Source organism: Bradyrhizobium sp. ISRA430 (assembly GCF_029909975.1).
Taxonomy (GTDB): domain Bacteria; phylum Pseudomonadota; class Alphaproteobacteria; order Rhizobiales; family Xanthobacteraceae; genus Bradyrhizobium.
Map to the genome: position 1 here is coordinate 2,872,878 of NZ_CP094516.1, position 17,011 is coordinate 2,889,888.

The 17,011-nt window shown below is 64.5% G+C and carries 19 protein-coding genes and 1 tRNA gene; 5 read left to right on the forward strand and 15 right to left on the reverse strand.

Going from position 1 to position 17,011, the window contains the following annotated elements; all coding sequences use genetic code 11:
* Positions 1–34 precede the first annotated feature (34 nt).
* A complete protein-coding gene (locus MTX21_RS13970; protein ID WP_341510149.1) occupies positions 35–1,402 on the forward strand; it encodes an FAD-dependent oxidoreductase in 1,368 nt (455 codons plus the stop codon).
* A 23-nt stretch (positions 1,403–1,425) separates the two neighbouring features.
* Here the strand turns inward: MTX21_RS13970 and MTX21_RS13975 are convergent, their stop codons facing one another.
* The 9 genes from MTX21_RS13975 to MTX21_RS14015 form a co-directional block, all read right to left on the reverse strand.
* Positions 1,426–1,638 (reverse strand): hypothetical protein, encoded by a 213-nt coding sequence (locus tag MTX21_RS13975; protein WP_280965382.1) that lies wholly within the window; start codon positions 1,636–1,638, stop codon positions 1,426–1,428.
* Positions 1,639–1,955: 317 nt separating this feature from the next.
* Positions 1,956–2,693 (reverse strand): ribulose-phosphate 3-epimerase, encoded by a 738-nt coding sequence (gene rpe / locus MTX21_RS13980; RefSeq protein ID WP_280965383.1) that lies wholly within the window; start codon positions 2,691–2,693, stop codon positions 1,956–1,958.
* Complete coding sequence (gene cbbX, locus MTX21_RS13985; RefSeq protein WP_280965384.1) at positions 2,690–3,619, reverse strand: CbbX protein; 930 nt, start codon at positions 3,617–3,619, stop codon at positions 2,690–2,692. The genes rpe and cbbX overlap by 4 nt, the downstream gene beginning before the upstream one ends.
* 99 nt (positions 3,620–3,718) lie before the next feature.
* Positions 3,719–4,126: a ribulose bisphosphate carboxylase small subunit gene (locus MTX21_RS13990; protein WP_280965385.1), complete on the reverse strand. Its 408-nt coding sequence runs from the start codon at positions 4,124–4,126 to the stop codon at positions 3,719–3,721.
* A 12-nt stretch (positions 4,127–4,138) separates the two neighbouring features.
* Positions 4,139–5,599: a form I ribulose bisphosphate carboxylase large subunit gene (locus MTX21_RS13995; RefSeq protein ID WP_280965386.1), complete on the reverse strand. Its 1,461-nt coding sequence runs from the start codon at positions 5,597–5,599 to the stop codon at positions 4,139–4,141.
* Positions 5,600–5,633: 34 nt separating this feature from the next.
* On the reverse strand, positions 5,634–6,719 hold the full coding sequence (fba, locus tag MTX21_RS14000; protein WP_280965387.1) for a class II fructose-bisphosphate aldolase: 1,086 nt from the start codon (positions 6,717–6,719) through the stop codon (positions 5,634–5,636).
* Positions 6,720–6,830: 111 nt separating this feature from the next.
* Positions 6,831–8,861 (reverse strand): transketolase, encoded by a 2,031-nt coding sequence (gene tkt / locus MTX21_RS14005; protein ID WP_280965388.1) that lies wholly within the window; start codon positions 8,859–8,861, stop codon positions 6,831–6,833.
* A gap of 31 nt (positions 8,862–8,892) precedes the next feature.
* Positions 8,893–9,768, reverse strand: a complete 876-nt coding sequence (locus tag MTX21_RS14010; protein WP_280965389.1) for a phosphoribulokinase — start codon at positions 9,766–9,768, stop codon at positions 8,893–8,895.
* A gap of 12 nt (positions 9,769–9,780) precedes the next feature.
* On the reverse strand, positions 9,781–10,818 hold the full coding sequence (locus MTX21_RS14015; protein ID WP_280965390.1) for a class 1 fructose-bisphosphatase: 1,038 nt from the start codon (positions 10,816–10,818) through the stop codon (positions 9,781–9,783).
* Between the two features lie 118 nt (positions 10,819–10,936).
* Between MTX21_RS14015 and MTX21_RS14020 the strand changes: the two genes are divergently transcribed.
* The gene (locus MTX21_RS14020) at positions 10,937–11,914 is read left to right on the forward strand and encodes a LysR family transcriptional regulator (protein WP_280965391.1); all 978 of its coding nucleotides are present in this window, start codon (positions 10,937–10,939) and stop codon (positions 11,912–11,914) included.
* 218 nt (positions 11,915–12,132) lie between these two features.
* On the opposite strand, the gene MTX21_RS14025 is transcribed toward MTX21_RS14020, so the two are convergent.
* From MTX21_RS14025 to MTX21_RS14045, 5 genes are all read right to left on the reverse strand, one after another.
* Positions 12,133–12,324 (reverse strand): hypothetical protein, encoded by a 192-nt coding sequence (locus tag MTX21_RS14025; RefSeq protein ID WP_280965392.1) that lies wholly within the window; start codon positions 12,322–12,324, stop codon positions 12,133–12,135.
* Positions 12,325–12,464: 140 nt separating this feature from the next.
* On the reverse strand, positions 12,465–12,884 hold the full coding sequence (locus MTX21_RS14030; protein ID WP_280965393.1) for a DUF4118 domain-containing protein: 420 nt from the start codon (positions 12,882–12,884) through the stop codon (positions 12,465–12,467).
* Positions 12,885–13,025: 141 nt separating this feature from the next.
* The gene (locus MTX21_RS14035; protein WP_280965394.1) at positions 13,026–14,222 is read right to left on the reverse strand and encodes an MFS transporter; all 1,197 of its coding nucleotides are present in this window, start codon (positions 14,220–14,222) and stop codon (positions 13,026–13,028) included.
* 50 nt (positions 14,223–14,272) lie between these two features.
* Positions 14,273–14,893 (reverse strand): TetR/AcrR family transcriptional regulator, encoded by a 621-nt coding sequence (locus MTX21_RS14040; protein WP_341510230.1) that lies wholly within the window; start codon positions 14,891–14,893, stop codon positions 14,273–14,275.
* 212 nt (positions 14,894–15,105) lie between these two features.
* A complete protein-coding gene (locus tag MTX21_RS14045; RefSeq protein ID WP_280965396.1) occupies positions 15,106–15,621 on the reverse strand; it encodes a hypothetical protein in 516 nt (171 codons plus the stop codon).
* A 212-nt stretch (positions 15,622–15,833) separates the two neighbouring features.
* Here MTX21_RS14045 and MTX21_RS14050 point away from each other — a divergent pair, with 212 nt between their 5' ends.
* From MTX21_RS14050 to MTX21_RS14060, 3 genes are all read left to right on the forward strand, one after another.
* On the forward strand, positions 15,834–16,160 hold the full coding sequence (locus tag MTX21_RS14050) for a hypothetical protein (RefSeq protein ID WP_280965397.1): 327 nt from the start codon (positions 15,834–15,836) through the stop codon (positions 16,158–16,160).
* Between the two features lie 125 nt (positions 16,161–16,285).
* Positions 16,286–16,516, forward strand: a complete 231-nt coding sequence (locus tag MTX21_RS14055) for a hypothetical protein (RefSeq protein WP_280965398.1) — start codon at positions 16,286–16,288, stop codon at positions 16,514–16,516.
* A gap of 78 nt (positions 16,517–16,594) precedes the next feature.
* Positions 16,595–16,762: a hypothetical protein gene (locus MTX21_RS14060; protein WP_280965399.1), complete on the forward strand. Its 168-nt coding sequence runs from the start codon at positions 16,595–16,597 to the stop codon at positions 16,760–16,762.
* Positions 16,763–16,912: 150 nt separating this feature from the next.
* On the opposite strand, the gene MTX21_RS14065 is transcribed toward MTX21_RS14060, so the two are convergent.
* Positions 16,913–16,989 (reverse strand) — tRNA-Pro (locus tag MTX21_RS14065).
* Positions 16,990–17,011: the final 22 nt, after the last annotated feature.

A 17,011-nucleotide genomic window follows, 5' to 3' on the forward strand; every position in this document is an offset into this window, starting at 1 on the left:
TCGGCCGTTCCGTTGAGTTTGAAGGAGAGTGCGTTTGAAAGCGAACGACGTTGAAATTCTCGTCATCGGCGCAGGGATCGCCGGTCTGGCCACGGCCTACTTTCTTGCGGTCCAGCACAAGCGCTCGCGCCTGCTGATCGTGGATGAGGGGCAGCCGATGGCGCTCACGTCAGCACAATCCGGCGAGAACTATCGCAACTGGTGGCCACATCCGACGATGGCAGCGTTTACCGATCACAGCACCGACCTGATGGAGGATATTGCGCGCCGCACCGGCAACCGCATCAACATGACGCGGCGCGGATACTTCCTTGCGACCCGCGAAGAGAAACCGGAAGAGCTGCTCCGGCAGCTCTACACAGGCTACGGCGCTTCGGCATCGAAACTGATCCGCCTGCACGAGGGCGTGAGCAAGAATTATTCGCCGCCGCTATCCGAGGACTGGCAGACGGCGCCCGACGGCGTCGACGTGTTGCTCGGCCGCAACCTGATTCAGCAATACTATCCGGCCTTCGACAAGGATGTCGCCACGGGACTGCACATCCGCAGGGCCGGCGATATCAGCGGTCAGCAGCTCGGACAGTACATGCTCGAGACGATGCGCCCGCTGGGCGCGCAATTCCAGCAGGCCCGCGTGCTCGGCATCTCGAAGCCGGACCGCTTCGTGGTCGACGTCCTTGCCGGTGGCGATCGCCGGACGGTCAAGGCCGATATCATCGTCAACGCGGCTGGTCCTTTTGCGGCGCACATCTCCGCGATGCATGGCGAGAAGCTGCCGATCCAGAACGTCCTTCAGCAGAAAATTGCCTTCATCGATCGCCATCGCGCGGTCGATCGCCGGATGCCGTTTGCGATCGACCTCGATGGACAGACGCTGGCGTGGTCATCCGACGAACGCGAGGCGCTGGCGGCGGCGCCGGAACTCGCCCGCCTGCTCAAACCCATGCCGGGCAGCATCCATTGCCGTCCCGACGGCGGCGACCACGGTCAATGGATCAAGCTCGGCTGGGCTTTCAACACGGAGCCGGCCGAGCCGGTCCGGGAACCCGAGCTGAATCCCTTTTTCCCAGAACTCGTACTTCGCGCCGCGAGTCGGCTGCAGCCCGCGCTGGCGCAGTATCTCGGCGCCCTGCCACGGGGCAGGGTGCATTACGGCGGCTTCTATCCGATGACGAAGGAAAACTGGCCGCTGATCGGCGCGGCAAAAACGCCCGGCGTGTTCCTGACGACCGCGTTGTCGGGATATGGAACGATGTCGGCATGCGCCGCCGGCGATCTCTGCGCTCGGGCCGTGGTCGGCGCTCCACCTCCGTCATTCGCCGACACTCTGTCACTCGCGCGTTACGAGAACAAGGCGCTGATGGACGAACTCGAAGGTGCCGAGAGCCGCGGCTTGCTGTGAAAGCTACATCTGCTCCGACTTCGTCAGGCCGCAGCCGGAGCTTCCCATACCGGTGCGACTGCCGGCTTGTCTTCGCTCTTCGCATTGCACGCGTCGAAGTGAGCTCTCAGCTCGATTTCAGCAAGATGTTCGAAATGCTCGGCCTGGCCCAGGAGCTCCCAACTCTGGAGCGGCCGATAGGCCGCCTGCTGACGACAGAGGGATGCAAGTGCCCGGTAGCGACGTACGTTCTCCATCAGACCCTCCCTCGCGCTCAACCCGGCTTATTGCGTTAATTTGCGTCAGGCCGATGGCGATTGTGCAAAAGATTTTCTGCGAGCCCAACTCGCCAATCTGCTCGCCTAACCTGGGTTAATTTCTAGGAAACGCTTGAGGGGCTTTTAGTTCCAGTCCGCGCGCGAAACCCGACGACCCCGCAGCTATGCGTAAGGCCGGCGCTCCACGCTGACACCAATCGGATCGAGATACCGCTCGATCAGTCCGGCCGGCCGATGAGAGATAGCCTGCATCTCCTCGCAGGGCCGCACTGTTGCGGCAATGAACTCCCCGTAGTCTACCGGATGAGTGCCGCCTCGGCGGCGCGCGCCGGCTGCGCAGAGATATGTTGCGAGTTGGGAACCCGGCCGGCCTCCGCGGCGAGGCGAATGGCCGCGATGTTGCGGGCATAGTCGGCGCTGTCGTTGCCGCGAAACACCGCCGATCCCGCAACCAGCGTATCGGCGCCCGCGGCAGCCACGGCCGCAGCGTTGTCGCGCGTGATGCCGCCGTCCACCTCGATCCGGATCGGCCGGTCGCCAATCATGCTGCGAATCCGCCTGATCTTCTCGATCTGCGCGTCGAGAAACGACTGCCCGCCAAAGCCGGGATTGACCGTCATCACCAGGATGAGGTCGATGCGATCAAGGACATATTCGATCGCGGCTTCCGGCGTCGCCGGGCACAGGCTCACCCCGGCCTTCTTGCCAAGCGCACCGATCGCCTGCAACGAGCGGTCGAGATGCGGGCCGGCCTCGGCATGGACCGTGATGATGTCGGCACCGGCCTTGGCAAAAGCCTCGATGTAGGGATCCACCGGCGCGATCATGAGATGGACATCGAACGTCTTGCGCGTCAATGGCCGGATCGCCTTGATGATGTCGGCCCCGAAGCTGATGTTCGGCACGAAATGCCCGTCCATCACGTCGCAATGGATCCAGTCGGCGCCAGCCGCGTCGATCGCGGCGATCTCCTCGCCGAGTCTCGCGAAATTGGCGGCCAGGATTGAGGGCGCGATCACGATGTCCCTGGTCATGGTTTTGCACTCCTCGCGTCGGTTGCGGCCCCGCCGCTGAACACACGGCTCGCCAGCACGTCGGCGGCATCGATGGTTTCGAGGTCGGCGATGTCGAGCATGCGGTCGAGATCGGACACCAGGCGGTCGGCCTGGCGTAGCCGGATGCGATCAACGGCGTTGCGGATCGAGCGTGCATTGGAGAAGAACGGCTGAGTCCGGCGCAGCGCAATGTACTTCTCGAGCGCATCGCGCGCCGCGCTCGACAGGCGGTAGCCGCGCTCTCCGAGCATCAGCTCCGCGATGAAGAGCAGCTCCGCTTCGGAGTAGTCCGGGAATTCGATGTGATGAGCAATACGTGAGCGGAAGCCGGGATTGGAGGCAAAGAAGTTCGTCATGCGCTCGCCATAACCGGCGAGGATCACGACGAGATCCTCACGCTGGTTCTCCATCACCTGGAGCAGGATCTCGATCGCCTCCTGGCCATAGTCGCGCTCGTTGTCGGGCCGGTGCAGATAATAGGCCTCATCGATGAACAGCACGCCGCCCATCGCCTTCTTCAGGATCTCCTTGGTCTTCGGCGCGGTGTGACCGATGTACTGGCCGACGAGGTCGTCACGCGTCACCGATATCACTTGCCCTCGCCGCACGAAGCCGAGGCCGTGCAGGATCTTTGCCATGCGCAGGGCGACGGTGGTCTTGCCGGTGCCGGGATTTCCGGTGAACGACATGTGCAGGGTCGGCGGGGCAGAGGCCAGTCCCGCGCGCTGCCGCATGCGCTCGACCAGCAGCAGCGAGGCGATCTGGCGCACCCGGCTCTTGACCGGCTTGAGCCCGATCAGCTCCTGCTCGAGCTGTTGCAGCGTCGTCGTGATCCCGGCCGCTTCAGCCTCCTTGCGCAGGTCGAAGGCCGTCTCCGTGGTATTTGCGTTCGGCACATCAAGCATCGGCGTCTCGAAGAAAAGGGCTTCGCCGCGGGGGAGCGGCGAAGCAGTGGTCCGCCAAGGAAACGGAGCAGGGAGCGCTCCGCGCGGAAATGAAGAGGCTTACGGCGCTGCGTGCGGCGTGGCCTTGCGCACGGTCGTGTAGCGGATCGCGCGTCCGGCCACTTCCTGCCGCACCAGCTCGAACTCGGCCTCCTGCTTCGGCCGGTTCACGAGGAACGAGATCCGCACCGATTCCCAGCCATGGCTGGAATCGAAGCCGCTGATACGGATGTAGCGGTCGCCGTACACCCTGCGGCATTCGGCGAGCTCCATCATCACGCCGGCGGCGTCCTGCAGGTCGAACATCGGCAGGCCCCACATCTCCCAATAGGTATTGCGGGGATGCGGATCGTCGGTGAATTCGATGTTCACCGCCCAGCCGTTGGCGAGGCAGTACTGCACTTGGCTGTAGATCTGGTCGTCGGTCAGATCGGGCAGGAACGAGAAGCAGCCTTGAGTCAGCTTCATGTCAAAATCTCCTCAAGCGGTTTCCAGCGCCGTCGGCACGAAGTCCGGCGTGTCGGTGGATTGATAGTTGAAGGTGACGTCCTTCCAGACGTCGAGCGCGGCCTTCAGCGGCGTGCAGGTCTGAGCCGCCTTGGCGAGGATCTCCGGGCCTTCATGGACGTAGTCGCGACCCTCGTTGCGCGCGAGGATCATCGCCTCCAGCGCCACGCGGTTGGCGGTGGCACCAGCCTGGATGCCCATGGGATGGCCGATGGTGCCGCCGCCGAATTGCAGCACGACGTCCTCGCCGAGAAGGTCGAGTAGCTGGTGCATCTGGCCAGCATGGATGCCGCCGGACGCCACCGGCATCAGCTTGTTGAGGCTCGCCCAGGACTGATCGAAGAAGATGCCATGCTCGAGCTTCGTTGGGTTGAAATCCTCGCGGCAGACGTCGTAGTAGCCGCGCGTGGTGTTGGGATCGCCCTCGAGCTTGCCGACCACCGTGCCGGCATGGATGTGGTCGACACCGGCGAGCCGCATCCACTTGGCGATGACGCGGAACGACACGCCGTGGCTCTTCTGCCGCGTATAGGTCGAGTGACCGGCACGATGCAGATGCAGGATCATGTCGTTGCGACGTGCCCATTTGGCCATGGACTGGATCGCTGTGTAGCCGATCACGAGATCGATCATGACCACAACCGAGCCCAGCTCTTTCGCGAACTCCGCGCGCTCGTACATGTCTTCCATCGTCCCCGCGGTGACGTTAAGGTAAGTTCCCTTCACCTCACCGGAGGCCGCCTGCGCACGGTTCACGGCTTCCATGCAGTAGAGGAAGCGGTCGCGCCAGTGCATGAAGGGCTGCGAGTTGATGTTCTCGTCGTCCTTGGTGAAGTCGAGCCCGCCCTTCAGCGCCTCGTAGACGACGCGGCCGTAGTTGCGGCCGGAGAGCCCGAGCTTGGGTTTGATGGTCGCGCCCAGGAGCGGCCGGCCGAACTTGTCGAGCCGCTCACGCTCGACCACGATGCCGGTCGCGGGGCCCTGGAACGTCTTCACATAGGCGACTGGGAAGCGCATGTCCTCGAGCCGCAGCGCCTTCAATGGCTTGAAGCCGAAGACGTTGCCGATGATCGAGGCCGAGAGATTGGCGATCGAGCCCGGCTCGAACAGGTCGAGATCATAGGCGATGTAGGCGAAATAGGAGTCCGGCGAGCCCGGCACCGGATCGACGCGATAGCATTTCGCGCGATACTTCTCGGCGGCGGTCAAGCGGTCGGTCCACACCACTGTCCAGGTCGCGGTCGAGGATTCACCGGCAACTGCGGCCGACGCCTCGATCGGATCGACACCCTCCTGCGGCGTCACGCGGAACAGCGCGATGACGTCGGTGTCCTTCGGCGTATAGTCGGGCTCCCAATAGCCCATGCGCTTATATTCCATGACGCCCGAGCGATAGCGCTCTTTGCCGCGGACAGTGCCGGTATGTGCGTTCATGTCTCTCTCCTGCTCTTCTCTCTATTCTGATTGATCAGGCCGCGACGGGCTCGCGGGCATCGATCCGCGGGTCGAGTTCGCCGGCGCGGTACCGCCGCGCCATCTCGCTCATCGGGATCACCTTGATCTTGCTGGCATGGCCGGCGGTGCCGAACTGCTCGAACCGCTCGCGGCAGAGCTCGCGCATCGCGTCCATCGCGGGCTTGAGGAATTTGCGCGGATCGAACTCGGAGCGCGCTTCCGCTGCCACTTTGCGAAACACCGCAGTCATCGCCAGCCGGCAGTCGGTGTCGATATTGACCTTGCGCACACCGCTCTTGATACCGCGGACAATCTCCTCCACCGGCACGCCCCAGGTCTGCGGCATCTCGCCGCCGAAGGCGTTAAACATGTCCTGAAGCGGCTGCGGCACCGACGAGGAACCGTGCATCACAAGATGCGTGTTCGGCAGCCGGCGATGGATCTCCTCGACCACCCGCATAGCCAGGATGTCTCCGTCCGGCTTGCGGCTGAACTTGTAGGCGCCATGCGAGGTGCCCATCGCGATCGCCAGCGCATCGACTTTCGTTGCGCGGACGAAATCGACGGCCTGATCGGGATCGGTCAGCAACTGGTCGTGGCTGACCTTGCCCTCGACGCCGTGACCGTCCTCCTGCTCGCCGCCCCCATGCTCGAGTGAGCCGAGCACGCCGAGCTCGCCTTCGACGGACGCGCCGACCCAATGGGCGAGATCAACCACGCGGCGGGTGATCGCAACGTTGTAATCGTAATCGGCCGCCGTCTTGGCGTCGGCCTTCAGCGAGCCGTCCATCATCACCGAGGTGAAGCCATGGGCGATGGCGCTGGCACAGGTCGCCTCGTCATTGCCGTGGTCCTGGTGCATGCAGAGCGGAATGTCCGGATAGGTCCGCTCCAGCGCATCGATCATGTGCGAGAGCATGAGATCGCCGGCATAGCTGCGCGCGCCGCGCGAGGCCTGGATGATGACGGGCGCATCGACCTCGGCCGCCGCCTGCATGATCGCGATCCCCTGCTCCATGTTGTTGATGTTGAACGCAGGCACCGCGTAGCCATGGTGAGCTGCGTGGTCGAGCAGTTGTCGAAGGGTAATGCGTGCCAAAGGAGTTCTCCGTTTCTCGTCTTCCGTCAGCTCAGATCAGCCGGCCCGTCGCAGCGGCGGTGTCGGCCATTCGATTGGAAAAGGCCCATTCGTTGATGGCGACGTGCAAGCTCATGCTGCTTTTCCATCGTCCCGACGTGCGACCGCGCGCCTGGCTGCTTCCGCAATGCTCTGCGGAGTGATGCCGAATTCGCGGTACAGCACCGGCGCCGGCGCCGAGGCGCCGAAGCCGCGCATGCCGATGAACTCGCCGTCAGCACCGAGCCAGCGCGGCCAGTCGCCCGGCACGGCTGCCTCGATGCCGACACGCGGCGCGGTGCCGAGAACGGTGGCGCGGTAATCTTCCGGCTGCTCCGCGAACAGGGCGAAGCAGGGTGCAGAGACCACGGCGGCACGGATGTGCTCGGTCGCGAGCAGGCGCGCAGCTTCCAGCGCGATCGACACTTCCGACCCGGTCGCGATCAGCGTGACGTCCCGGCCGCCATCCGGCGTGACGATGAGATAGGCGCCACGCGCGACGCGATTTCTGCCGCGCGCATCGCTGCGGAAGGTCGGCAGGGCCTGACGCGACAGGCAGAGCACGGACGGACGATTCTCGGTCTCAAGCGCGCAGTCCCAGGCCTCCAGCGTCTCCACCGCATCGGCCGGGCGGAACACCAGAAGGTTTGGAATGACGCGCAACGCCGCGAGATGCTCGACCGGCTGATGCGTCGGGCCGTCCTCGCCAAGCCCGATGGAGTCATGGGTCATGACATGGATGACTCGCAGCCGCATCAGAGCCGCAAGGCGGATCGCCGGCCGACTATAGTCGGAGAAGGCGAGGAAGGTGCCGCCATAGGGAATGAAGCCGCCGTGCAGCGCGATCCCGTTCATCGCAGCCGCCATGCCGTGTTCGCGAATGCCATAGTGAACATAGTCGCCGGCGAACACGCCGCGCATGACCGGAGTCTGGCCCTTGGCATGCGTCAGGTTTGAATGCGTCAGGTCGGCTGAGCCTCCGACAAATCCGGGAATCGTCGCGGCGATGTTGTCGAGCACCTGTTGCGAGGCCTGCCGCGTCGCGATCTTCGGACGTTCGGTGGCAAAACGCTCGCGCAGCTTCGCCGACGCCTGGGCATAGGCGCTCGGCAGGGCAACAGCCTTGCCCTCGATGAACAATTCGCGCTGCTCGGGCGCCGCGCATTCGTAGCGATCGAGCCAGGCGAGGCGCGCGACCTGGCCGCGCTGCCCGATCATCCGCCATGCCTTCAGGACGGGAATCGGCACCACGAAGGGCTGATAGTCCCAGCCGAGCGTCCGTCGCGCCGCCGCGGCCTGGTCGGCACCGAGCGGAGCGCCATGCGCCTTCTCGGTGCCCTGCCGGTCCGGCGCGCCATAGCCGATGATGGTGCGGCAGGCGATCAGCGACGGCTTTGCCGTCTCGCGTTCTTCGGCAATCGCCAGTGCGATCGCCTCGGGATCATGTCCGTCGACGCGACGCACCGACCAGCCGGAGGCAGCGAAGCGCGCGAGCTGGTCATCCGAGGTCGCAAGTGAGGTCGGGCCGTCGATAGAGATGCCGTTGTCGTCGAACAGCACGATCAGGCGGCCAAGCTGGAGATGACCGGCGAGCGAGATCGCCTCCTGGCTGATGCCCTCCATCAGGCAGCCGTCGCCGGCGATCACGTAGGTGAAGTGATCGACGAGGCTGTCGCCGTGCCGCGCATTGCCCATGCGCTCAGCGAGCGCCATCCCGACGGCGGTCGCAATCCCCTGACCCAGCGGGCCCGTCGTGGTCTCGACGCCGGGCGTATGGCCATACTCGGGATGACCCGGCGTCTTCGAGCCCCATTGCCGGAACGCCTTGAGGTCGTCGAGGCTGACATCGCCGCCCGTGAGATGAAGCAGCGCATAGAGCAGCATCGAGCCATGGCCCGCCGACAGCACGAAACGGTCGCGATCCGGCCAGTTGGGGTGGGCCGAGTCGAATTTGAGGAAGCGCGAGAACAGCACGGTCGCGACGTCCGCCATGCCCATCGGCAGGCCGGGATGGCCGGACTGCGCGGCCTCGATGGCGTCGACCGCGAGGAAGCGAACGGCGTTGGCGAGATCGTTGTGCGTGACCGCCGTGAGGTCGGCTTCGGCGTGAACCGAGATGTTCATCGGGCCCTCCCGTTGTTGTCGTGGTTGCGCGTCACTTCAGGCCCCGCTTGCGCTCGATGAGCTGCATGATCAGCGGCGTCAGGATGAGCTGCATTGCGAGATCGAGCTTGGCACCCGGGCAGACGATCGAGTTCGCGCGCGACATCCAACTGTGCGGTAGCATCGAGAGCAGGTAGGGGAAGTCGATGCCGCGCGGATTCTTGAAGCGGATCACGACCATCGATTCATCAGGCGTCGGGATCCAGCGCGCGATGAACGGGTTGGAGGTGTCCACCGTCGGCACGCGCTGGAAGTTGATGTCGGTCTCGGTGAATTGCGGGCAGATGTAGTGGATGTAATCCGGCATCCGCCGCAGGATGGTGTCGGTGACGGCCTCGGTCGAATAGCCGCGCGCGCTGCGGTCGCGGTGCAGCTTCTGAATCCATTCGAGATTGATGACGGGCACAACGCCGATCTTCAGGTCGGCATAGCGCGCGACGTTGACCTTGTCGGTGACGACGGCGCCGTGCAGACCCTCGTAGAACAACAGGTCCGAATTCTCGGGTAACCGCTTCCATTCTGTGAAAGTGCCGGGAGGCACGCCATGAAGCGCCGATTCCTCAGCGTCGTGGACGTAGTGCCGCGTCGTCGCGGTGCCGGTCTCGCCATAGTCGCGGAACGCCCGCTCCAGCTCTTCGAAAAGGTTGGTCTCGGGGCTGAAATGGCTGAAATGCTTGTTGCCGCGCTCGGCCTCCTGCGCCATCTGCGTGCGCATCTCGGCGCGGTCGTAGCTATGGAACGCGTCGCCTTCGATGTAGACGGCGTTGACGTGCTCACGGAAGAATATCTGCTCAAACGTCTTCTTGACTGAGGTCGTGCCCGCGCCGGAGGAGCCGGTGATGGAAATGATCGGATGCTTCCTGGACATGCGCCACCTCGCTTAGAGCCGGAAGAAGCCGCGCCGTGCGAACAGCGGAGCGGAGACACTCGCCACCAACAGCGGATCGCAATGCAGTTCTTCGACGCGTCGCACCTCGTTGCTGGAGCCCATGATCAGCGGCACGCGCTGGTGCAGATCGCGCGCGGCAAGGTCGAGGATGCGCTCGCGCCCGGTTGAGGCAGAGCCGCCGGCCTGCTCGACGATGAAGGCCATCGGATGCGCCTCGTAAGTGAGGCGCAGGCGGCCGTCGCCGTAGCCGGGCCGCGCATCGGAGGGATAGAGGAAGACGCCGCCGCGGGTGAGGATGCGGTAGGCTTCCGCGACCAGCGAGCCGATCCAGCGCATATTGAAGTCATGGTTGGCCGGCCCTTCGACGCCGGCGAGGCATTCGTCGATGAAGGCACGCACGGGCGGATCCCAGTGCCGGCGGTTGGAGCCGTTGATCGCGAACTCCTCGCAGGACTCGGCGATCTGCACGTTGGTGCGCGCGAGGCGGAAGCAGCCGGATTTGCGATCATGGGTGAAGATGTCGACACCCTCGCCGAGCGTCAGCACCAGCGAGGTCTGCGGCCCGTAGGTGATGAAGCCGGCCGCAAGCTGCGCCGAACCGCGCTGGTGGAAGGCGAGAGCGATATCGTCCGGCGCCGGCAGGATCGAGAAGATCGTACCCACCGTCATGTTGATGTCGATGTTGGACGAGCCGTCGAGCGGATCGATCGCAACGCAGATCCTGCCCTCGCGATCGCCGAGCTGCGGCTCGCGCATCTCTTCCGACGCGAGCGCTGCGATCGGCAGCTTGCCGAGGCAGCGGCGCAGGATCGCGTCCGCCTGGACGTCGAGATCGCGCTGGAGATCGCCGTCGCTGTTGCGGCCCGTCGCCAAGCCGGAGGCGTCGGCGAGCTGCCCGGTGCTGGCGAGATCGGCGATCTCGAGCGAGGCGCTCGCGATGGCATCAACCGCCGCCGCGACAGACAGCGCGTGGGGCGCGGTCTCCGAGTACCGCTGAAGGTGGTCGTCCAACCTGAGTTGCCCGGTCATCTGCGTCCATCCCCTCGCTGGCGCCGCCTCCCTTTCCCTCCCCGTGGAGGTCGGTGCGGTCCGTCCCAGCACGATGAGATTGACAGGGCCGGCCTAATAAGGAAAATTTCTAATCATAATGAGCCTCAAAGAATTTTCTTATAACGGCCCTGGCCACGCAGCAGCCCAGCTCCGGCATCTCACGGTCCGGCAGCTTCGCTCGCTCGCGGCGCTCTCGGCCAAAGGCAGCGTCACGGCCGCCTCCAGCCATCTCGGGCTGACTCAGCCGGCGGTGACCCAGCAGCTCCGGCAGCTTCAAGACCTTGCCGGCCTGCCGCTGGTGCAGCGGACCGGCGACGGCATGCTGCTGACGGAGGCGGGCAAAGAAGTGCTGGCGCTGGCCGAGCGCGTTGAGGCCGCGATTGCGGACTGCCAGGGCGCGCTCGACCTGCTGGCCGGCCGGACCGGCGGCACGGTCCGACTAGGCGCCGTCTCCACCGCCAAATACTTCGTGCCGCATGCGATAGCGGCGTTCTCGAAGCGGTTTCCGAAAATCGAGATCAAGCTGACCATCGGCAACCGCGAGGATATTCGCGAGGCGATGCACGGCTACGATCTCGATTTCGCGGTAATGGGTCGGCCACCGGCCGACGTCAGCGTCGACGTGCGTCAGCTCGGGCGCAATCCGCACATCATCGTCGCGCGCAAGGGGCACTGGCTGGAGAAGGATGCCGGCCTCAGCCTCACCGATCTCGTCCACGAGACCTTCCTCACACGCGAACCGGGCTCGGGCACGCGGACGCTGATGGAAGGCATGTTCCAGAAGTCGGATCTCGAGCCGATCATCGGCATGGAGATGAGCAGCAACGAGACCATAAAGCAGGCGGTGATCGCCGGACTCGGCATCGCCTTCATCTCGGCCCACACCGTCGCGCATGAGCTCGCGGAGGGCCGGCTTATCGTGCTTGATGTCGCCGGCCTACCCATCGTCCGGCAATGGTACGTGATCCGCCGCAGCGACAAGGTTCTGCTGCCGCCGGCGCAGGCGATGTTCGATTTTCTCGGCTCGGAAGGATCGAACTATTTGCCCGACGTGCCGGAACTCGGCGGCCGGTAGCCTTCAGCTCATCAACTTCATGGCGACCGTTGCCGCCAGAATCACGATGATCTGGAGCAGACGCTGCGTCGTGAAGATGCGGTTGAAGGTGGTCATCGCTTGCCCCTGCCGACGTGAATGAGATTCGACGGAGGCGTTGCTATCACACGCGTGCGCCGGGGTAACTCCGTAGAGGTCACGGATTCTGCCGGCGTGCCGCCGCTCCTGTTGGTTAACACTTAGGCAGCGAGGGCCAGATCCGCGCGCGCCGCGAAATAGGCTTCCAGCTCCGCCAGCGCCCGCCCTTCCCATTCCCTGGCCTGCTCCAGCAGCGACCAGCTCTGGCGCGGCCGGAACGCAGCGGTCTGCCGGTACAGCGATGCGATTCCGCGGTAGCGGCGCACATTCTCCAAGATGGCCTGGCCGTTCATGTCCGAAAACTCCCTCGTCATTCCCGGGGGAGAACCTGCGGCCAAACGATTTTCGAAAAGTTAGCGGCGCGAGGTAATCGGGCGGATGGTTGCCGGACCGTTGCGCAGACGCAACGCCCCTCCCTGCAGAACGCGCGTACCTATCGCGAATTCGTTGCCGCGCTCTCACCTGTCCGGTTGAGTCCGCCACGATGGACGATCGCTATCGTCTCGCGGCAGAGATCGGCAAGGCCGATCAGGAGCACGGCGAACAAAAAGAACAGGTTGATGGAATCCGCATAGGCGCTGGTCAATTGGCTGAACTCGAAGAAGGGCGGAATCAACGCCCACCACACCAGCGGAATGGTGAGCAGCACCGCGAACACGGCTGCCGGCGCGCCGGCGACGATCCCGACCAGGAAGACGCTGGGGAGGAACGCCGCGAAATAGAGCCGCTCGCCGAGCGCGACCCAGATGCCCTGAAGCGCGGCCGACACCGCCACGATTGCAAAGCCGAGCAGAAATGCCTGCCACGACCATGGCCGTACCCGCGGTACGCCACGCAGTCCCGCACGCCTCATTCGCCTCCCCCTGCCGCCTGTTTCGACCAGGTCCTATTGTGACCAAAGTACTACAGCCGCGCCAAAACCGCGAGGCGGAAATGGCCCAGTCGGAGGCTTGGTAAATCGACCGCAGCGCACCATCGGGCGCGCCGTCGGAGGTTACTCCGTGGCGGCGTAGATCAGGGCCGCGACAGGCAAGGCGAGGCCGATCCAGGCGGCTAGCGTCCAGCCGCCTTGCGCGAAGGCCCAGGCGCCGAGCGCGGAGCCTGCGGCGCCCGCCGTGAAGAACGTCGCCATGTAGACGCCGTTGAGACGACTGCGGTGCTCCGGCCCGAGTGCGAAGATGGCACGGAAACCCAGCACGACATTGCCCTGCACGCCGAAATCGAGCGCGATGGCGGCGACGACGAGGCCAGCCAGACTGAGCCCCGATCCAGGCGCGCCGACATGGGCCATCAGGAACGCCAACGCGACCAGCAGCATCGAGATCAGGGTCGCGGTGCGGCTATGCCCGCGATCGGCGAGCCGTCCAGCAATCGGCGCCGCGGCAACGCCGGAGGCGCCGGCGAGCGCGAACAGCGCGATGCCACGCTGGGAGAAGCCGAATTCGGGGCTTGCGAGCAAGAGCGGCGTCACGGTCCAGAACAGGCTGAACGCGGCAAATAGGCAGGCCTGGTAGAGCGCGCGACGCCGCAACAGCGGCGTGGTCCGCACCAAGTGCGGCATCGAGATCAACAGCGCGCCGTAGTGCATGCGCGCCACGGGCCTGCGCTCGGGCAGCGCGATCCAGAGCACGGCAGCGAGCGCGATCATCAGTGCCGTCGCGCCGAAGAACACGGCGTGCCACGACAGCGCCGCGGTGACGAAGCTGGAGGCGGGCCGCGCCAGCATGACGCCGAGCATCAAGCCGGTCGAGACGTTGCCGACCACGCGGCCGCGAATGGCTTCCGGCGCGAGATGGGCGGCGTATGGAATGATGATCTGCACCGCGACCGAGCCGAGCCCGATGAAGAGCGCCGCGGTCAGGAACGGCAGCGCCTGCGTCGCGAAGGCGGCGGCGAGCAATGCCGCGGCCCCGAGGCCGATCACCGAGCAGATCAGCTTGCGGTTCTCGACGAGGTCGCCGAGCGGGACGATCAGAAGCAGCCCAAGGCCGTAGCCGATCTGCGTCATGGTCACGATCAGCCCCGCCGCGGCATGCGACAGGCCGAGCGCGGTGCTGATCGGTCCGATCAGCGGCTGGGCGTAGTAGATGTTGGCGGCAACCATGCCGCAGGCCGCAGCCAGCAGGAAGGTCAGTCGATACGACACCGCGCGCGAGTCCGGCGCAGCGTCGATCGTGGCATTCATCGTCATTCACAAATCTCCGAATATAGGGAACGATCATTCCCTAATTTGACAAAGGTTCAGGCCAGCAGCTTCATCGCGGCCGCGACCAGGCGGTCCGCATCGAGCGGCAGCCGCGCCTTGCCGACGACGCGCAGGCCTTGGGTGATGCAGATCATCAGCCGCGCGGTGTCCTCGGCCGCAACGCTGCGGGGAATCGAACCATCGGCCTGTCCCTCGCGGATGAGACCGGCGATGAAATTCTCGTTGCTCCTGAGCTGAGCGGTCACGCGCGCCCCGATCTCGGGATCGAGCGCCGACAATTCGACCGCGCTGCCGACGACGAGGCAGCCGCGGCGCCCTTCGCTACCCTGGGAATGCTCGACATAGGAGCACAGCACGTTGCGCACCCGCTCCCGGCCGTTCACCCCGATCGCCGCGGCGCTGCGGGTCTGCTCCTGCCGCCGTGCGGTGTAACGCTCGAAGGCGGCGAGGAAGACGGCATGCTTGTCACGAAAAGCCTTGTAGATGCTGCCGGTCGCCAGCCTCATCGCCGCGGTGAGGTCGCCGATCGAGGTGGCGTGATAGCCACGCTCGCGGAACACCCGCACCGCGCGGTCGAGGGCGGTATCCATGTCGAACTCCCGGGGACGACCGGGCGGACGGCGCGCAGATGGCGATCGGCGGGCGACTTTTTGCATTGCGACATAATAGGGAATGAACGTTTCCGAATAAAGACACGTGGTCGTGAACGGTGGGGTGGGCTTTCGCCAGGACGACATCGCGGATGCATTGCGCACAACTTCTCCCACATCATCCAGCTCTCACATCAATCGCAGGGCTGATTTCGCCGGAGCTTTGCTTCCGAAACAGGCTGCGGCCCGCAGCGGTTGGAGGCGAGCGATTGCGCCGATCACCACCATCCCTCCGACAGGCGCGGTCCAAAGAACATCGTCTGGTTGCTCGCGAATGCGCGCGGCACCGGATGCCGATGATGACGTTGTGCGACACGCCTGTTCGCAGCCCGCGGCGTCGCATGCTTCGACTCGGCCGTCGACTTTGCCGCCATCGCGAACGCCTCGCCCGTGCGGCCCCGCGCGGCTTGTATCTCCGATGGCGGCGAAGGCGGCGCTGCAGTCGCGGCAACGTCAGGTGGCGGAACTTGCGGCGCGCTGGTGTCCAAGATGATCTTCTCCGGCCATCGTTGCGCGGAATGAATCCGCACGACAGACACATCCTGCCCGTCTGGGGTGACCGTGCTCACGGGACTGCCCATGTAGTGGCCCGCGAGAAGCAGCAGAACTAGCAGAACGCCGCCAGTGAAGATGAAGTAGCGGATGACCAGCATGTGTCCCTCGATCACCTCGTCATCGAGGTCGGCACGGCAACCGGAAGGGACGGCAATGGTTCCGGGCGAGAGCCGACGCATCCTGCGTGATGGCGTTCGGACGCAACCGGCAAAAGGAACCAACATCCGCCAGCGCCATTCTCCATGAGAGCTAAGGAGCGGAATCATGACCAGGCACCTGACGCGAGCCGATCTCGCGCGCGGCGTGGCCGGCGCGGTTTCCACGCTGGTCCTTTGCGCAACGGCAGTGTTCACCATTGCCAGCCATTTTGCATCGTGAGGTAGACGTTCGCATGACATCCGACCCCGAGGAGTCGGTGAGATTGCAAGGCTACGGCGAGATGACGCTGCGCACCGCCATCGCGACGCTGATGGCGCTTGCGCCGCGCGACCGTTCCGATGCCGCCATCTTCCGCGTGCGCGACGGCTCGCGACTGGCCTCGAGCGAGATCGCCGAACTCGCATCGGACTGGGGCATCGATTCGAAGCCTCGGATCAGGTCACCGAGCCTCGTCCCCGACCAGCATTGGCCTGATATTGTCCGCGACATGGTGCGCGAAGCGCCGCTGCCTTCATTGATGGTGGCCTTTCTGCTAGGCGTGCTGGTGGCGCGGCGGTAATTTTCGACGAGCATCATCGTTGCCAAATTGCAACGGTTCCCGCCAATCAAACGCCGAACAAAAGAAACTCCCATTACGGCCACGAACCCTGCTCACAACGCCGTGAGACAAGCGGGGAATCTTCGATGCGTGCGCAACGGGTCTGGAAAGTGAATGGATCTGCCAACACCAACATTGGACAGCTTCAATCCAGATTGGACGATCTGAACAAACGTCTCACCCAACTCGAGAGTGAGCACCCCGAGAGCGCGAAAATCGAAGCCCTGAAATCGAATGCCGCGAACCTGTCGCGCGATATCGATGACATCCGATGCGCCGAGGCGACGGCAGCGCTGAGAGAATTGCTGCGGAAGTAAGATGAGAGTCGAGCCGCTGCGGCAGATTGCGCGGCGCTTCAACCGCACTATCATCATAGTTGCGCTATCTTCGAGCTGATGGAGATCGAGCTTTTCGATTTCATGGAAGCCAGGATCATGTTCGGGCTCGATGTCGACTTCGATCGCGATCGCACGACACTAAGCTTCGATTCCAGCTACGGCGTGCATGGCCGGATCAAGGCCAAGCGCGCTGCCATCTCGTTCAAGCCACGGCCGGCGGGATAGTCCTGCGGACCATATAGCCATGCCCCACCGACAGGCCCCTCTGTCCGCTCAAATCCGGCGTGGACCCATCCTCCAAATCGGTGCAAAAAGCCCCCCGGGCGCTGGCGGCCGATCCGCCAAGCCTCTGGAAAACGGTAACTTTTGGAAGAATGGTCGGAGTGGCAGGATTCGAACCTGCGACCCCTGCGTCCCGAACGCAGTGCTCTACCGGGCTGAGCCACACTCCGACAAGAAGGCGGCTTATAGCGT

What these genes read in the sequence shown, in the direction of transcription:
- MTX21_RS13975 (WP_280965382.1), bottom strand. Translation starts at nt 1,638, where the DNA reads ATGGAGAACGTACGTCGCTACCGGGCACTTGCATCCCTCTGTCGTCAG.
- MTX21_RS14050 (WP_280965397.1), top strand. Translation starts at nt 15,834, where the DNA reads ATGACATCCGACCCCGAGGAGTCGGTGAGATTGCAAGGCTACGGCGAG.
- MTX21_RS14060 (WP_280965399.1), top strand. Translation starts at nt 16,595, where the DNA reads ATGGAGATCGAGCTTTTCGATTTCATGGAAGCCAGGATCATGTTCGGG.
- MTX21_RS14030 (WP_280965393.1), bottom strand. Translation starts at nt 12,884, where the DNA reads ATGAGGCGTGCGGGACTGCGTGGCGTACCGCGGGTACGGCCATGGTCG.
- MTX21_RS14025 (WP_280965392.1), bottom strand. Translation starts at nt 12,324, where the DNA reads ATGAACGGCCAGGCCATCTTGGAGAATGTGCGCCGCTACCGCGGAATC.
- cbbX (WP_280965384.1), bottom strand. Translation starts at nt 3,619, where the DNA reads ATGCTTGATGTGCCGAACGCAAATACCACGGAGACGGCCTTCGACCTG.
- MTX21_RS14010 (WP_280965389.1), bottom strand. Translation starts at nt 9,768, where the DNA reads ATGTCCAGGAAGCATCCGATCATTTCCATCACCGGCTCCTCCGGCGCG.
- MTX21_RS14015 (WP_280965390.1), bottom strand. Translation starts at nt 10,818, where the DNA reads ATGACCGGGCAACTCAGGTTGGACGACCACCTTCAGCGGTACTCGGAG.
- MTX21_RS14055 (WP_280965398.1), top strand. Translation starts at nt 16,286, where the DNA reads ATGCGTGCGCAACGGGTCTGGAAAGTGAATGGATCTGCCAACACCAAC.
- rpe (WP_280965383.1), bottom strand. Translation starts at nt 2,693, where the DNA reads ATGACCAGGGACATCGTGATCGCGCCCTCAATCCTGGCCGCCAATTTC.
- MTX21_RS14045 (WP_280965396.1), bottom strand. Translation starts at nt 15,621, where the DNA reads ATGCGTCGGCTCTCGCCCGGAACCATTGCCGTCCCTTCCGGTTGCCGT.
- MTX21_RS13995 (WP_280965386.1), bottom strand. Translation starts at nt 5,599, where the DNA reads ATGAACGCACATACCGGCACTGTCCGCGGCAAAGAGCGCTATCGCTCG.
- MTX21_RS14020 (WP_280965391.1), top strand. Translation starts at nt 10,937, where the DNA reads ATGAGCCTCAAAGAATTTTCTTATAACGGCCCTGGCCACGCAGCAGCC.
- tkt (WP_280965388.1), bottom strand. Translation starts at nt 8,861, where the DNA reads ATGAACATCTCGGTTCACGCCGAAGCCGACCTCACGGCGGTCACGCAC.
- MTX21_RS14040 (WP_341510230.1), bottom strand. Translation starts at nt 14,893, where the DNA reads ATGCAAAAAGTCGCCCGCCGATCGCCATCTGCGCGCCGTCCGCCCGGT.
- MTX21_RS13990 (WP_280965385.1), bottom strand. Translation starts at nt 4,126, where the DNA reads ATGAAGCTGACTCAAGGCTGCTTCTCGTTCCTGCCCGATCTGACCGAC.
- MTX21_RS14035 (WP_280965394.1), bottom strand. Translation starts at nt 14,222, where the DNA reads ATGACGATGAATGCCACGATCGACGCTGCGCCGGACTCGCGCGCGGTG.